Raw genomic sequence first — 15,360 nt, 5'->3', positions numbered from 1 at the left:
GGCGCCTCAGCCCAGCGTGAGGTCGGCGGTGCCAGCCGGCACGGAGGAGCCGACCACGGTCAGGGTCGCGTGGGCCGCGGTCGCGTGCTTGGTCGGGTCGAAGCCATGCAGGTCCTGGTCCGCACCCGACCCTGCCGTCAGTGTCAGGACGGCGAGCTCCGACTGGTCGAAAAAGACCTCCTTGACCACATCCGCGACAACCTCGGGCGGCTGGTTCGGCGTGCTGAGCAGCCCGGCCCGGACCTCGACGCGTACCTGGACCTTCACCGACGAGAACCTCAGCGGCGAGGTGCCGTGCAGCAGTCGGACGCCGATCGGCACCTCGTCTCCCACCTTCACCGCTTTGTCGCCGCGGAGCCCGTCGACCGGGACCACGGTGATCTCCCCGGCGACCGTGTGCTCGGCGTGGCCGACGGGTAACAGGTCGCCCACGTCGTCGGACTCGGTGTTCGGCGGCCGACCGCGCGTGAACTCCAGCTGAGCCTCCAGGACATCGGTGAGCCCAGGCTGGGCAAACGCCATCGCGACGAGCTTGCGGGTCGAGAGCGGTTCGCCGATCCGGGCGCCGTTGATCGCCTTCACGAGTGCGTCTCGGTATCCCGCAGCACCCGCCGCTGCACCGTCCTGAGTTCCGACGACGATGACCTTGCCGGCGATGGTGACCTGCTCCACTGTCTCCGCGATCGCCTTGATCCCCGCCGCCCTCGTCGCCTCGACGACCCGCGAGACCGCGGTATGGATCTCAGCCAGGCGGCTGTCGACCCCGTTGGCGGAGAACCGGACTCGCACCTCGCCGAGCGGCACCGTCGGATCGACCGAACGGTCGATCACCGCCACGTCCTCGACCCCGTCGACGTCGCGGACCGCAGCCTCGAGCGCGGTGGACGTCGCGCTTCCGACTCGATCGAGGGAGTGTCGCGCCCGCTCGCGTAGCGCGTCGTCCGGCTCCTCTGCCAGCCCGCCGGTGATGGGCTCGTCGTTGGTGACGCCGACGACCCCGGTCGGCGGAGTCGGCATGACCGTCAGGGCGTTCTGGGCGTTGTTGCCACCCGGGCCGGCCTCGACGGCACGCACGGCAGCGTCCGCTTCGTCCTCGCCCTCGGCGAAGACGGCGTCCGCCGTGGTCTGGTAGCTCCGCTGAGCGGCGTCCTCCACGATCACCCCGGCAGGCACGATGAGCTGTCGCGTGGTCTGGCTGCGCGTGAAGGTCACCGCTCCGGTGGCCCGCTGCTCCGGGTTTCGTGTCACGCCGAGCAGCGCCACCACGCCGTCCAGCGCGACCCCCGACGCGGTGTCCAGGAACGCTCGCCGGTAGGCCTCGTTGACCTGTTGGTGGAGCAGCGCGAGCTCGCGGCCGAACGCTCGGAGCAAGGTGCCGACGACGCTGCCGGGACCGACGTCCCGCAGGCCAGAGGGGATGTCCTTGTACGCGAAGGTCACCACGAGCTGGGTCTGAGGGTCTGGGCGGTTCTTGGCGTCGATCCGCCACACCACCCTGGACAGCCCCGCGTCGTAGTCATCGCCCGCGACGAAGTCGAAGGGACCGCCACGAAGGAGCCCGCTGACCCGCACGACCGCGGTGTCCCCCTGCGGCAGGTCGTAGACCCGGATCTCGGGGTCGAACACGAAGCGGGTCGTCGCCTCGTGCGTGACCCCGTTCAGCACACTCTCCTGCAGCTGTTCGACGAGCGTCGCGAAGTCGCGGTCCTGCAGGAACGGGTTCCCTGGATCGATCATGACGGCTCCCTCACGACGGCTCGAGCGGGACTGCGATGGCCAGCCTCAGCGGTGCCGGCTCGCCGACGAGCTGTACCTGTAAGGCGATTCGGGCCTCCAGCCGGTCGGTCGTGACGGTCACCTCGGTGACGTCGTCGACCCGCCAGTCGGCGGCCACCGCCTCCCGGGCGTACTGCGCCAGCCGCAACCGGGTACGCGGCACGTCGGGCTCGCCGATCAGCTCGTGCAGGCGCGAGCCGTAGTCCGGCCAGCCGAGCGGGGCCAGCTCGCCGCGCCGCACCAGCAGCCTCATCGTCAGGCCCTGCACCGCGGCGTCCGCGTCGCGCACCACGCCCAGGTCACCGCCTTGGCTGGCCCGGGCATCGCGCACCCCGCCGGCCGTTGGGGCCAGCTCGATGTCCACCCCGAAGCGTCGCGCGTCGGTCATCGCCGCCTCCTTCTGGACGCCAAGGTCATGTCTTCACCTCGACGTTGTGCAGCACGTGCTCGTGCTTTCGGACCCTCACGCTCGGGTCCAGCTCCGCAGCCGCGAGGTCCGGCGCGTACACCACCCGCAACGTCAGGGTGTAGACGCCGTCGGGCACTGCAGGCACTGAAGGCGGAACTGCGGGGACGGCAGGTGTCGCCGGGATCTCGGTGAAGCCGACCCGTGGTGGTTGGGCGTCCTTGCGATCTTGGAACTCGAGCGCGGTCGGGTTCGGGTCGAGCACGATCGCGGTGCCGGACTTCTCGAACGTCCAGCTGTAGCGGAACCGGTTGACGTCGTCGTCCTTCCAGGTCGGCGGCGCCTCCGCCCACAGGCCCTCACTCCGCTTCGCAAGCACGACCGCACCCTGGGTCGCCGGTGGGACAGGCACCCTGGAGCTCGCCAGGAGGACGTGGACGACACACGGCGCCGGGCTCATCGGGCCCCCGCCCGCCGTGCCCGCGGCCTGAACGGCTTTCAGCGCCGTCTCGTCGTCCCCCATCTGGTCCTTGACCGCGACGGTGATCGACTGGGAACCCACCAGGAGCGGATGCACGAACTCCAGCGACGTCGGTTCGACCCAGTCGAGCTGCGTCTGAAGCGCGAACTTGTCGACATCCTGCGCCGTCGGGGGGTCGGACGGCTTCGGTGGCTCGCCGGGCGTGGCCGGAAGCGAGGAGTACCAACGGACGAACAGGCTTTCGGACGGCGCTCCACCCTCCAGCACCGCACGGAAGATGACCGCGTCCGCCTCTGGACCGACCAGGACGGTGCCGTGCATCGGCGACTGGATCCTCAACGGCACCACAGCCATCGGTCACCTCCCGATCCGTCCATCACTGGCCCGTCGTGTCGATGGGTACCGAACTGCCGCTCGGAAAGATGACGGCCGTGTCCTGTTTGACATTGATCGGCAGCATGTTCGCCGTGACCCGCTGGTTCTGGGTGCTGCGGATGATCATTCCCGGCCAGATGCCCTGCAGGACGAGACCCGTGGTGACCACGGTCTTGCCACCCGCGGTGACGCCGGCGCCGAGGCTTTTCACGCACTTGACGTTGGTGCTCTGATCGGCTGGGGATGACGGCTGGGGAAGTGGGACTGGCGCAGGGGCTGTGCCGCTCGCATCCTCGACGAGCGCCTCCACAGTGTTGACGAGTACCTTGCCGCCATCCGCGGTCAGCTCGACCGCACCCACCAGGTCCAGCGTGCCGTTCAGCTCGAGGTCTGCCATCGCCCCTCCCCTCATGCCCCAATGATCTTGTTGCCGTCGATGGTGGTGGACTTGTTGGCGCTGTTGGTGGCCTTCATCGTGCCCTCGGTGACCTCGACGTTGCCCTTCTTCACCGTGAGGTTGCCCTCCACGGTGAGCGTCGAGCAGGTGATGGTCACCTCCTTGTCCTTCGCGGTGATCGTGAGCTTGCCGTCGCCGTCGAGCAGCAGCGTCACGGCTTGGTCGCCGTTCGCGTCGAAACGCTGGAAGGTCAGCTGGCCGTCGGCCGCCAGCTTCATCCGGTTGCGGGGCTTGCCGTCGACCCGCTGCTCCACGATCCGGTCGTGCTCCTTGTGCAGCGGCGGCCGGTCGTCCGCGGTGTGGAAGCACGCGGTGACAAGCGGCTGCTGCAGGTCACCGCCGAGGAACTGCACGAGCACCACGTCCCCGGTCTTGAGCGGCGCCGAGGTTCCTGGAGCATCGACGGCGACGGGCACGTTGACCAGCTGGGCCTTCTCGTGCTGCAGCGTGACGTCGACCTCGTCGTTGAAGTCGTCGCTGTCCGAGGAATGCGGGTGAAGACCGGTGATCACCCCGAGGGCCGGCCCGCGGAGGCCCGCCAGCTCACGGCGCACCACCGCCCGGATGGCTTCCACCATTGAGCTCATCGAGCCACCTCCTGCATCATCCGACCGCCTCCCCTGGCGGCGGCAGCGCCACCGTGATGGAGGTGGTGTACCCGCGTATGCCGTCCAGCCGATGCCGCAGGCCACGGACCGTGCCGCTGCCCGTGACCAGCCCGTCGGGGTCGGCGCCTGCGGCGGAGCCGATCTCGAGGGAGTCCCCGAGCTCGGTCCCTGGGCGGCCGGGCACGACGACCTCGACGAGCCGCACGTGCCGGCCGGCATACTGCAAGGTTCCGTCAGCGAGGTCGCGGGCCAGGTCCTTGGTGCGGGCCAGCGGATCGAGCGTCAACAGCCGCCGGTCCCCTCGCCCCGCCTCGCCGAGCGACGCGTCGTCGTCGGACGTCAGCCAGTCCGCGGCCTTGGAGCCCTTGGTGGACGCCGGGCTCTCGCCGCCGACTGACACGGCATCCCAGGCCGGCGGCCGTCGGCGCCCGGTTGCGGCCAACACCTCGGCACCGTGACGCACCGGGCCCGCACCGGCGCTGCCCGGGGCCGCGACGCCGACGGCGGCGGCCGCCCCGCCGAACCCGCCGAGCCCGCCGACAGCGCCCCTCGCCGGCCCACCCCCCGGAACGGCTCGGATGACGAGCGCACCGCGCCGGTCGGCGTACACCTCGAGACCGAAGCGCGCTGCGAGCTCGCGGAGCTGCCCATGTGCGCCGCGCCGTGCGTCGAGGACGAACCGCGGCAGTGTCGGCCCCTCGGCGACGTCCGTAGCCGACAGACCGGCGCGACCGGCCAGGTCGCGAGCGATGGAGCCGACCGAGCTGCGCGTGTACGTCGCCGTGACGCGCAGGTCGAGTAGGGCGGTCATCGCGCCCGCGGCGACGACGGTGGCGCCCCAGACGTCCGCCCGAACCTCGACCACGGTGCCTGTGAAGACCCGCTCCGGGGTGGTGCCGAGCCCCAGCGCGAGGGTGCAGTCGTCACCCACGCTGATGTCGGAGCGGTCGGTCAACCGCAAGCGGGCCAGGTCGAGCGGCACGTCGATCTCGCGCTCGACGACGAGCGCGCCGGGGCCCCCCGCCGCGATCGAGTCGGTGGAGGTGAGCGCGCCAATGCGCAACTCGTAGCGGGGCCGGCTCAGCGAAGCCATCGCAGGTCCCAGAGCCTGATCCGGGCCATCGCCCGTTCGGGGTAGTACGCCTTGAACCAGTCCCAGTTCTTCACCGTCTCCGACGCCCACCAGTCCCGCGGCGGGCGGCAGTGCGGCAAAAACAGCGCCTTGGCCGTGCCGTCGACCGGGCAGGTCCAGTCTTCTGGCACCGTCTCGGGTGGTGTCCACAACCAGCACGCCGTGGTCTTGAAGGGAGTGCCGGGTGCGACCCCGTGGGCGGGGTCGCCGAGCGCCGGGTCGTAGACGTACCCGTCGTTCGGGCAGCGGAAATGGCTGCCGAGGAAGACCGACACGCCACCCAAGGAGCGGAATCCCGGCCCGTTGAGCCCGAACGAGCGGTTCGACTCCAGAGTCAGCAGCCTGCCGGTCTCCGGGTGCACGTCCACGATGAGCAGCGTGTGGCCGGCCCGTGTCGTCTTTCGTTTCTTGTCCTCGTCCAGGTACGGCACGTCTCGCCAGGTCTGGACGGCGGTCCACGGTGGCGGGAGCTCGTCGGCGTCCACGGCGTCCGCGATGCCGGCGTCTTGCAGCACCTCGACGGGCGAGAAGGGCTTCTCCGCCGGCCGGTCGATCATGGCCCGCCCGTGCTGCGCGGCCCCCCAGGTGAACGGGGCGACGGCTGCGTCGCGCCAGCCGCGGACGAGCAGGGCCTCGACGAAGGTGCAGCAGTCGTCGTACGTCGCGGGCACGGGGTGACCGGGGTCGAGCTTCAGCGTGATGCCGATCTCGAACGGATACTGGGGGACGAACCGGCCCTTGTCGTGGTCGTTCGGGTCGCGGTACGGCGTGTAGTACCAGCCGTCGAAGTGGTGCAGCAGGTCGACCAGACGGGCCTCCGTGACGTGGACGGGCAGGGGCTCGGCGGCGAGGTGGAAGGGCTGCGCGGCATACCCCCGGACGCTCTCGGCGTCGCGGTGACCCTCGTGAACGGCACGCAGTCGGAAGAGCTGTTCGGCAGGGGTCCCGGGTAATGCGGGCACGCCTGGTGCGGCGACCGAGTCGGCCGTCTCGACAGCGAAGCTGCCGTCCGCCGCGGTGACCGTCCCGGTCGTGACGAGCGGCACGTCGTGCAGCAGCGCGTAGTGCGTGGCGCGCCACCGCGAGCAGATCCATGCCTCTTCGCCAGCCAGCTCGTCGACGGCCACGCGGACAAAGTCCGCACCGTCCTTCGGACCGTTGACGACCTCCAGCGCTGCCCGCTCCCCGACGGGCAGCCTGCCCAGCACGCTCGCCGTGGTGCGTGCTGCGGCATACGCCTTGAGTGAGCGAGCGAGCCGGAGCAGCGTCCGGTAGCCATTCACGGTCGCCCCGGCGATGGGAGTGTCGGTGCCCTGCTCGACGAGCACTCCGTCGAGCGCCGTCATGGCCCGACCCCTGGTCCGAAGTCGGCGGGTAGGAACTGGATCGGCGGCGGGAAGCGGAACACGGTGTTCGCGCCGTCCGGGGCGTTCCCGTGGCCGGACGCGTCGGTGTAGTAGACGAGCCCGGTGCCGAGCACGTGGTTCGGGTAGGTGAGGTTCGGACTCGGCCCGCGGGTGTGGTCCGCGAGGTCGAGCCACGTCATCGACGGCCGCACGGCCCAGGCGGCCCCGGTCCACACGAACTCTGTCCCACCGTTGTACCGGCGCACGGTCTCGCGCTGGAACACCGCGCGCGTGAGGAGGTCTAGCGGCACTGGAGCATGCTGCCCGACCAGGGCCCAGGCGCCGACCGCCTTGTCGGCGAGCACGACGAGGATCGCCGCGCGCAGGTTGGACACCCAGTTCCAGACCTCGTCGTTGTTCGCCCCGCGCTGTGGGCTGTCGAACACATCGAGCTGGCCGATGCCGTAGCCGTGCGGCGGCCCGAACAGCGGCATACCGTTCTCGGTGCCGAACGCCCACGTGCCCGCCTGCCGGCGGAAGGCACGCCGCCCGGCTCCCCGCTCGTCGAACTGCCGGTAGTTGCCACCGCTCTCGTGACGCAGGATCCGCAGCACTGTCTGCACCCAGGCGTCGGCCCCGAGGGGCGCGATGTGCGCCGCGCCCCCGTGGGCCCGAACGTACTCGTGGACCAGCGCCTCGACGACACGCTCGACCTCCGCCGGAGGCGCGTTCCGGCCGTAGACGCGCGCCGGCGGCAGCCGGAGCAGGGGCGACCCGGCGGGAGCTGCCGGTGCGCCGGATGCCGGCGCACCTGGGTCGACCGCCGCACCGTCGAGCTTGACGTCCTCGATGAGCAGCACCGCGTCCCCGCCGCGGACCACCTCGCCCGTCGCATCCTCGATCGACGGCTGGAACTCGATCACCAGGCTGGGCAGTGAGGCGGCTCCGCGGGCGCGCCCCCAGGCACGGGGCGGACCGAGACGGACCGCGGGCAGCCGGCGGCCCGCGACCGGGTAGGGCGCGGCGGCGGGTGCTGGCTGTAGGATTCCGGGCAGCCCGCCGAGCGGGTCGGCGGTGAGCACAACGCCGTGCGCGTCGGTCAGGCGCCCCTGGTCGTCGTAGCTGAGCACCGCCGTCACGACCGCCGGGTTAACGGGCAGGTGGAGCGTGTAAGAGTGGGACTGGTTCGGCCGTGGGAACGGCGGCCCGAATGCGGCGGACCCGCCGTCCGGGCCGTCCCAGGACAGGCGCAGGCCCCAGCTGAAAGAGATCCGGGTGGTATGCGGCCCTGCCGGGGCGTTCGGCGGCGCGCCGCGTCGGTCCGCCCGACGGCGGAGCAGGTCCTCCAGGTCCGTACGGCCCACCCCGACGAGCTGGACCTCCCCCATCCACAGCGGCATACGGGGGCGCAGCACCGGCGCTCCCCCGGTCGGCAGCGGCCGCGGCGCGTTGGCGATCGGATAGCGGACCATCCTGCGGGCCCGCGCCTGGTCGGCGAGCAGTAGCCGGGTGTCCCTCGGGCTCGTGTCGAAGTCCACGACCACGACATCGTCGGCCTCGCCGGTCTGCGGACCGGGCTTGGTCGGCGCAGGGTCGTCGACGAGCGCCAGCTGCAGGCCGCACAGCTGCCCCGTGAACGCCTCGACGACCGGGCCGGTCGGGGTGTCCACCACGACCCAGAGATGGACCTCACCGAATGCCGTCGGCGGGTCCGCAAGCTCGAGGACCGCCTCGAACCCGCGCCGCCCGGCACCGGGTGCCGGACCAGGCAGGGGACCAGGCGCGGGACCAGGCGCCGCCAGGGTTGCCGTCACCTCGGTGCGCGGCTGTCCGGCGGCATTCGGCGTGAGGGCGACCGGCTGCCCTGCCGGCGTCAGCAGGCCGACCCGCACGGCGGTCGCCGTCGCCTCGACGTCCCCGCGAACCTGCAGCCCACGCGTGCCCGGCCGAGCGGCGCCCGGGTCGGGCGCGGGCGCGTTGTCCTGGACGTTGAGCGCGTCCGTGCCGGCCGGGTCGGCCCAGAGCGCGGCGCCCTGAGGTAGGCCGGCCTGCACGTAGCCATCGGTAGGCAGGTCGTGCGGCAGCGGCCACAGCGCGAGCTCGGCAGGGGCGTCGACCGCGATCGTCCGCTCGGTCAAACCGACGTGAGCCCGCCCACCCGTGCCGGCGGCCACGACCAGCGGCGTGAACAGTCCGGGCGTTGCGAGCAGGGCGGCGGGCAGCGGCCGTGCTCCGGCGCTCGACACCACCTCGACAGGATCTCCCACCTTCGCCTCGAACCGAGCCGAGTAGTCCCAGGGGCGGGTCGAGCCGGGGACCGATGTCGCGTGCAGGACTCCATCCTGTCCGGTCCGCAGTACGGTCGTCGTTCCCGCGGCCTTCCAGTACACCCACCGCTTGACCAGGGGGGTCGCGACCCCACCACTGCCGCCCGGCTCGTTGGCAACCACCTCGGTCGGGGCGTCGGGCCCGTCGGAGTGCTCACGGGCATCCCGCTCGGCCCAGACTCGCGTGTAGCCGCGGACGATGGCATCGATGAGGTAGTAGACGAGGAAGCCGGGACCCAGCCAGCCGTACTGGTTGGTGTGCCGCAGCTCGTGCTCGTAGAGGATGTGGGTCTTGGGGACCCGGACCTTGCCGGCATACGCAGGCGGCAACACGTCGCCGGGCGCTTGGTACTTGGGAATGCTCTCCCACTGGCCGTAGACGAAGAACACGTTGCCGAACGTGATGCCGTGCAGCGACGAGAACGAGCCGAGCCACCCGCCCCGGAAGACGAGCGCGAACGCATTGAGTCGGCCGGACGCGGCGACGTCGAACCCGGGGGTCTCCCAGGTCAGATGGCCGAGGCTGATCAGCCAGGCCAACCAGCGCACGACCTCGCCGGCGAGGCACAGGATCTCGATGACGAGCCCGATCACGGTGTTCGGCAGCGTCCAGATGGCACCGAGCAGACTGAGCAGGACCGCGCCGAAGGACCAGTGCCCATCGGGATCGACCCGGTTGACCGGGTCATTGGCGCACAACGCATAGGCACCGCACAGTCTGGGGCGGCGCAGCCATCCGGCCTGGAACTCGGCCCGCGACAGGACCTGTCCGCGTCCGGTGAGCGCCGGGCGCATGAGCCGCTCGTCGTCGGGACCGGCGGTCCAGGTGTCCCGGCTCAGGAACCGACGCAGCCGCGGGTGGTACCACCGGGCACCGAAGCAGTAACAGCCTGTTCCCGGGACGAGCTGACGCCCGACGAACGTGGGCCGGGGCGAGTCCGGGTGGGCGTCCTCGGACGTCGACGCGGGCACCGGGTCACCGAACGCGTCGTAGTCGTAGCGGGCGAGCACCTCGCCGCCCTCTCCGGTGGACAGCCACAGCGTGCCGCGGTCGTCGGCATGCAGGTATCGCACCCGGACCCGGCCCGTTCCAGCGAGCGCCTCCCCATGGACGGCCCACGGCGTCCGCAGCGGTACCCGAAGTACCGCGCCGGTGGCGTCGGTGACGGCGAGGAGCTCGTCATCCGGCCCGTAGACGTACCGCTCCGCTCCCGCCGCACCGTTATGCACGTCGTGCCCGGCGGCGTCGTGCGCCCACTGCGCGAGCACCAGCCGTCCGGCGTGGTCGTAGCGCAGCCGGGCTGTCACGCGAGTGCCGCGCCGAACCTGGACCAGCCGGCCGGCCGCGTCGTACCGCCAGGCCCACAGTGCGCCGTCCAGTCCGACGCAGGACAGCGCACCGTGGCGGTCATGGGTCGCCCCGACTGGTTCGCCGGCCACTCCGAGCAGCCGGTCGCCCTCGAAGTCCAGCCGCAGCTCCCGCGCGGCGGGCGATGGCCCCAGCGGAACCACGCGGTCGAGGTTCCCGCTGCGGTCGTAGCCGTATTCCCAGCCACCGTCCAGTTGCCGGACCGCCACCACCCGGGACTGCGCGTCATACTCGTATCGGCGGCGGCCGTCGTCGATGATCCGGCCCGCGGTGTCGTAGGTGTAACGGTGATGCAGCAGCGTCACGCCGTGGCGGCGAACCACCCGCTCGACGGTGCGGCCGTCGGTCGGGTCGGCTCTGGCCTGCTCGACCACCCCGTTCCCAAGCTTGGTCGAGACCACTTTGTGCTCGTCGTCGTACCCCACCTCGACCGCGACCGCACCGTCCACGGTGATCGCTGCCGGCCGGCCGGCCCGGTCCCACACGTAGCCGACCCGCGGGCCGCCGACGGGTACCACCTCGCGTCGGCGGCCGTCGCCGTCGTACTCGAGATGCACGACCGCAGCGGCGCCCGCGATCACCTGCTCGACCCGCACGGCCTGGCCGTCCGCGTCGTAGCCGTAGCGCGTGACGACGGCACCGTCGCGAGCCTCCAGCACGCGCCCGGCCTCGTCGTAGCGATAGGTGGACAGGACCTCGTCGTCGTGTCGAAGGGCCGTCACTCGGCCGGAGGCGTCGTAGCCGGCCCGGAGTCGGTGGCCCTGGGACTCGACCTCGACGAGACGGTCGGCGTCGTCGTACCGGTAGCTGGCGACCCGGTCCGGGTGGTGTGACCGGACCAGCCGTCGGTCATCGTCGAAGACGAAGCGTGACGTTCCCCGTACGGAGTCGTCGATCCCGACGAGGTCGCCGCAGTCGTCGTACGTGTAGCTGCAGGTCCGGTCGCCGTCCGCGACCTGGACGACGCGCCCGCCCTCGTCGAGCATCACGTCCGGCGCCAATTCGGGCCTGACACAGTCGGCGATGCGGTCGAGCAGCTCGGTCATGCTGCACCCGCCTGGGTGGTGCCGGAGCGGGGATGGATCCGGTGGCCGATCGGCGCCGCATCGAGCATGGCGTCGAAGGCCCGGGCGATGCGTCGCAGCTCGGTGTCGAAGCTGTGCTGGAGGTTTTCGAGCACCTGCCGTAGGCGCTGCAGCAGGTCGACGAAGACGAGGTCGGAGACGCGCTTGACCACGTCCTGCACATCGGTTGTGGCGGCAGTCAGCGTGGTGTCGAGGCGGCCGAGCAGGTCCTGGACGGCCTTCCGGACGCCGGCGAGGTGTTCGTTCAGGGCCCGCGTGACGGCGTCGATGAGCCCGGTGAACTCGTCGAGTATGCCCGTCCGTGCCTTGGTGTATGTGGCGTCCAGGCGGGCGGCGAGCTCGTGCGGGTCCAGGGCAGCGATCGCCTCGGTGATCGGCAGGTAGACCTCGGTGCGCAGGTCTGCGAGCAGTGTGGTCGGGTCCAGGGCCTCCACCTGGGCGCGCACGGCATCGAAGACCTCGGCAATCGGCGGCTCCAGCGCGAGCGGGTCGATGAGTTCCGCGGTGGCGTCCAGGTCGTCGGCGAAGGCATCGAGCGCCTCGCCGAGAGCGTCCGCCACGGGAGCAAGCGCGGCGGCGAAGGCCGTGAGTCGTTGGTCGAGCTCGGCCGCCCGGAGAGAGGGTCGCCAGTGCTCGCAGGCCGTGAGGACGACGCTGGCGGTGAGGGGGCCCGTCCGTGGGAGCGAGGGCGGAACCAGCGCGTCCACGGCGTCTCGCAGCTGGACGAACGACGCCTGCGCGGCGTCCAGACGTGAGTCGCCGGCGAGCTCGTTCGCGGCGTTTCCGAGCGCGATCAGGGCAGCGTCCTGCGCGCTGTCGAGGGCGTGTGCCACCGTGCTGTCGGTGACGCCAGTGAGGAGGGAGAGCACCGCGTCGAACCGGGCGTCGACTCGGGCCACCTCTCCGGCGGGGGTGCTCACCGCGACGTCGACGCGAGCGTGGAACGCCGCCTGCAGCTCGGCCGTGGCCGAGAACGGGGCGAGCACTGGTGCGTGGAGCCCGATGAGCCGGGTGTGCGCGGCGCGCAGCCGCGTCAGGAGGGCGGCCGGCTCGAGGTCGTCGAGGGTGGTGACGGCGTCGCGCACGGTGGTGGCGGCGGCGACCAAATCGCCTTCGGGCACGGAGCCCAGGGCGGCGAGGGCGGAGGTGAACACCTCGTCGAGCGGCACGTACAGGCGGGAGACCGGGAAGTCGGCCTGGACCTGCTCCGACAGCCGGCGCAGGAACGCACCTGGTTCGAGGGTGACCAGTTCCGTCGTCCCTGTCACGAGCGGCATGACACTGGTGAGCCAGCCCGCCACCGGCTCGGGCAGGTCGGCCGCCGTGAGCGACTGGGTCAGGCCGTCCCGGGCCCGCTCGATGAGGTCTCGGCGCCGGTCATTCAGCTCGGTGAAGAGCGGGCCGAGGTCGAGCCGTTCCGCAAGCGCGGTGAGGTCGGCGTGCAGCCCGGCCAGCGGAGCTCCCCAGATCTCCGGGTCCAGCCGATGGATCATGGCGACGCCGTCGTCGTAGGTGCCCTGGAGAGGGGTCAGGACAGTGCCCGGGTGCAGGGTGGCGAGCCAGCTGTCGAGGTGACGCAGCTGATCATGCAGCGGCGTCGTCAGCGTCGCAGCGTCGAGGGAGTCGACGGTCGAGCGGACGACGGCGAGCTCCTTCGTGACCGGAGCGAGCAGCGTGGCCGGGTCCAGCTCCCCGACCGACCGGTGCAGCCGCTCCAGTCCGGCGGCGATGTCGTCCAGCACCTCGCGGACCTTGGCGTCCAGCTCGGCGTAGCCCTGGCCCAGGACGTCGACGACCTTGTCCTCGACGTCCACGGCCTCGAGCACGGCCAGGGCCGCGCGGATGGCGAGCTTGGCCTCGTCGGAGAGGGCGTCGGGGTTCATCGACGCCAGGCGGGACTTGAGCTGGTCGATCTCGCCGATGACCTCGTCGGACACCGGGGTGAAGCTGAGCTGGCTGAGCGAGTCGACCTGGGCCTGGAGGTCATCGATAAGGCCGCTCGCATCGTCGTGCAGCCCGTCGACCACTCCGCCGAGCCGACCGACGGCGTCGGCGAGGGCCCCGGCCAGGTCTGCGACCGGCAGGTCGTCGATCGCGTCGAGGAGCCCGGTGAGGGCGCCCTGAACGAGGTCCGAGGCCTCTCGGCAGGCCTTCATCGCGGCGGCGGCCAGGTCGTCCAGGCCCTTGCCGATCGTCTCCTCGAGGTTGGCCAGTCCGAGGTCGGAGATCTCACCGCCGACCCGGTCCAACATGCCACGCAGCGCGTCCCGGGCCGCGGTCAGCGGGATCTCGGCGACGGTGTCGCGGATCCGGCCGAGGAACTGGACGACCTCGCCTCGCGCCTGGCCCACGGCGGACCCCGCGACCGTGTCGCGAAGGTGTCGGCCGAGCTCGCCCAGCGTGGTGCCGAGCTCGGCGGACGGCGTCAGGGCCTGCACCGCGGTGATGAGCTCGTCGAACAGCTGGACGGTCGTGTCCAGCACGTCCCCGATGAGCTCGTGTCCGGTCAGCTCAAGGTCGTCCAGGATCTCGAGGTAGCCGGCCAGGAGCTCTGCGGGCTGGAGCACCGCGAAGGTGTGCGCCACATCGTCGTACACAGGCCTGAACGCAGCCCCGGCGCCGTTGATCGCGGCGGTCGCAGCGTCCAGCGCGCCGAGCAGCGTCTGATAGCTCGCTGCGCTCGCCGGGTCGAGCGCGTCGACCGCGCTCCGGATCGCGGCGGCGGCCTGGGTGGCGGCCTGCGTGACTGGTCGGCCGAGAGTGGCCAGCACCCCGTCGTCGAGTCGGGCGGCGAGGTCCACGACGACCGACATGCGGGCATGCAGCGGGCTCAGCACCGCCGGGTCGAAGCCCAGCAGGGTCTGCGCCACGAACTCGGCGAGCCGGTCTGCGTGCGCCGGGTAGTCGGTGCGTAACCCCGAGAGCAGGGTGAGACCCTCGCGCAGCGTGGCCAGTTCGCTTGTCCCGAGGAGGCTTTCGCCGAGCTGGGTCAGGCGCTGTTCCAGCAGGTCCACTGCCTCGTCGATGATCTGCGCCACGACGTCACGCAGCGCCCCGCCCTCCGGCAGTCGGCTGAGCACCGGGTTCGCACCGACCGCGTCCAGGACCCCCGAGAAGGCACGGTCCATGCCCTCGATCCGCTCGACGACAGAGGCCGGTACCGCTCCGGCGATGGTTTTCAGTGCACCGTCGAGGGAACCGGCGAGCCCAGAGACATCGACCTGCGCCCCAGCGGTGACGCTACCGAACGCCCCGGAGACTGGGGCGAGGAGCGTCCCGTCGCCCAGGGACTTGTGCGCCTTCGCGGACGCGGCGCAGCCGGCCTGTGCCGAGCCGGACAGTCGCGTCGCGAACGCCGAGTCGGGCAGCGTGGCCAGCGCGCCAGTCACGACACGCCGCCTTCGAGCACGTCCCGCAGACCACTTGCCGGCTCGGTCTGTCCGCCGCCGGCGGCCTGGTAGTCGGTCAGCATCCGGGGCGCCTTGGTCGTGGGGTCGCCGAAGCCCGCCAGCTGGGTCAGGCTGACGAGCTGCGAGATCTGCCAGATGGCGTCCTGGACGTCGTCCAGGTAACCGACGGCCTCCTGGGCCAGGCTGGCGTCGATGCCCGGCAGCGCTCCGAGCGCGGGCGCCGCCGGAGGCTCGACGTACTCCACCAGGACGACCCGGTAGTCAAAGCGTTCGACGTCGCCGGAACGCTGCCAGACGTCGAGGCCGGCGACCACCACCTTGGCCACATAGCCGTCGCCCGCCGCGTCGGCGAGTAGGTCGACGGGGTCGCCGCCGCGCAGCACCGTGCGCAGCTCGGCGAGCTGCTGGGCCGCGTCCGAGCCGAAGAAGCTCCCCTGCAGCACGAGGTCGACCGCCGGGCGGCCCAGTGGCTGCAGGAGGTCGCCGGCCATCGCCGGTACGTCGTAACGGGCCAGCCGGACCGCATCCCGGACCGCAACGTCGGATAGGTGGTCCAGTGCGACAGACCCGAGCTGGACGGCCATCTGC

At 71.5% G+C, this 15,360-nt stretch carries 10 protein-coding genes; all 10 read right to left on the bottom strand.

The genetic code is table 11. From position 1 onward, the window contains the following. Nucleotides 1-6: 6 nt before the first annotated feature. The 10 genes from FBY41_RS09780 to FBY41_RS09735 are packed head-to-tail and all read right to left on the bottom strand — an operon-like array spanning nt 7 to nt 15,356. Entirely contained in the window at nt 7-1,737 is a 1,731-nt protein-coding gene (locus FBY41_RS09780; RefSeq protein ID WP_141843943.1) for a baseplate J/gp47 family protein, read from the bottom strand. A gap of 10 nt (nt 1,738-1,747) precedes the next feature. Further along, nucleotides 1,748-2,164 (bottom strand): hypothetical protein, encoded by a 417-nt coding sequence (locus FBY41_RS09775; RefSeq protein ID WP_141843941.1) that lies wholly within the window; start codon nt 2,162-2,164, stop codon nt 1,748-1,750. Between the two features lie 25 nt (nt 2,165-2,189). Continuing rightward, the gene (locus FBY41_RS09770) at nt 2,190-2,984 is read right to left on the bottom strand and encodes a hypothetical protein (RefSeq protein WP_185748999.1); all 795 of its coding nucleotides are present in this window, start codon (nt 2,982-2,984) and stop codon (nt 2,190-2,192) included. A gap of 55 nt (nt 2,985-3,039) precedes the next feature. Next, complete coding sequence (locus tag FBY41_RS09765) at nt 3,040-3,435, bottom strand: hypothetical protein (protein WP_141843937.1); 396 nt, start codon at nt 3,433-3,435, stop codon at nt 3,040-3,042. 11 nt (nt 3,436-3,446) lie between these two features. Further along, nucleotides 3,447-4,082 carry a hypothetical protein gene (locus tag FBY41_RS09760; protein WP_141843935.1) on the bottom strand — a complete coding sequence of 212 codons (636 nt, stop codon included), beginning with the start codon at nt 4,080-4,082 and terminating at the stop codon, nt 3,447-3,449. 16 nt (nt 4,083-4,098) lie between these two features. Next, complete coding sequence (locus FBY41_RS09755; protein WP_141843933.1) at nt 4,099-5,196, bottom strand: hypothetical protein; 1,098 nt, start codon at nt 5,194-5,196, stop codon at nt 4,099-4,101. Then, a complete protein-coding gene (locus FBY41_RS24165; RefSeq protein WP_311769387.1) occupies nt 5,184-6,581 on the bottom strand; it encodes a rubredoxin in 1,398 nt (465 codons plus the stop codon). Before FBY41_RS24165 ends, FBY41_RS09755 begins: the two co-directional genes overlap by 13 nt. Next, on the bottom strand, nt 6,578-11,323 hold the full coding sequence (locus tag FBY41_RS09745) for an RHS repeat domain-containing protein (protein WP_141843931.1): 4,746 nt from the start codon (nt 11,321-11,323) through the stop codon (nt 6,578-6,580). Before FBY41_RS09745 ends, FBY41_RS24165 begins: the two co-directional genes overlap by 4 nt. Next, a complete protein-coding gene (locus tag FBY41_RS23390; protein ID WP_185748998.1) occupies nt 11,320-14,751 on the bottom strand; it encodes a hypothetical protein in 3,432 nt (1,143 codons plus the stop codon). The genes FBY41_RS09745 and FBY41_RS23390 overlap by 4 nt, the downstream gene beginning before the upstream one ends. Further along, nucleotides 14,748-15,356 carry a hypothetical protein gene (locus FBY41_RS09735; protein WP_141843929.1) on the bottom strand — a complete coding sequence of 203 codons (609 nt, stop codon included), beginning with the start codon at nt 15,354-15,356 and terminating at the stop codon, nt 14,748-14,750. Before FBY41_RS09735 ends, FBY41_RS23390 begins: the two co-directional genes overlap by 4 nt. Nucleotides 15,357-15,360 lie beyond the last annotated feature (4 nt).

This window comes from Humibacillus xanthopallidus (assembly GCF_006716675.1).
Classification (GTDB): Bacteria; Actinomycetota; Actinomycetes; order Actinomycetales; family Dermatophilaceae; genus Humibacillus; species Humibacillus xanthopallidus_B.
The sequence above is the reverse complement of the archived record's forward strand: the minus strand, read 5'-3'. Positions and strand labels throughout refer to the sequence as shown.

Coding starts and splice junctions, on each gene's coding strand:
- FBY41_RS09780 (WP_141843943.1), bottom strand. CDS start 1,737: ATGATCGATCCAGGGAACCCGTTCCTGCAGGACCGCGACTTCGCGACG.
- FBY41_RS09775 (WP_141843941.1), bottom strand. CDS start 2,164: ATGACCGACGCGCGACGCTTCGGGGTGGACATCGAGCTGGCCCCAACG.
- FBY41_RS09770 (WP_185748999.1), bottom strand. CDS start 2,984: ATGCACGGCACCGTCCTGGTCGGTCCAGAGGCGGACGCGGTCATCTTC.
- FBY41_RS09765 (WP_141843937.1), bottom strand. CDS start 3,435: ATGGCAGACCTCGAGCTGAACGGCACGCTGGACCTGGTGGGTGCGGTC.
- FBY41_RS09760 (WP_141843935.1), bottom strand. CDS start 4,082: ATGAGCTCAATGGTGGAAGCCATCCGGGCGGTGGTGCGCCGTGAGCTG.
- FBY41_RS09755 (WP_141843933.1), bottom strand. CDS start 5,196: ATGGCTTCGCTGAGCCGGCCCCGCTACGAGTTGCGCATTGGCGCGCTC.
- FBY41_RS24165 (WP_311769387.1), bottom strand. CDS start 6,581: ATGACGGCGCTCGACGGAGTGCTCGTCGAGCAGGGCACCGACACTCCC.
- FBY41_RS09745 (WP_141843931.1), bottom strand. CDS start 11,323: ATGACCGAGCTGCTCGACCGCATCGCCGACTGTGTCAGGCCCGAATTG.
- FBY41_RS09735 (WP_141843929.1), bottom strand. CDS start 15,356: ATGGCCGTCCAGCTCGGGTCTGTCGCACTGGACCACCTATCCGACGTT.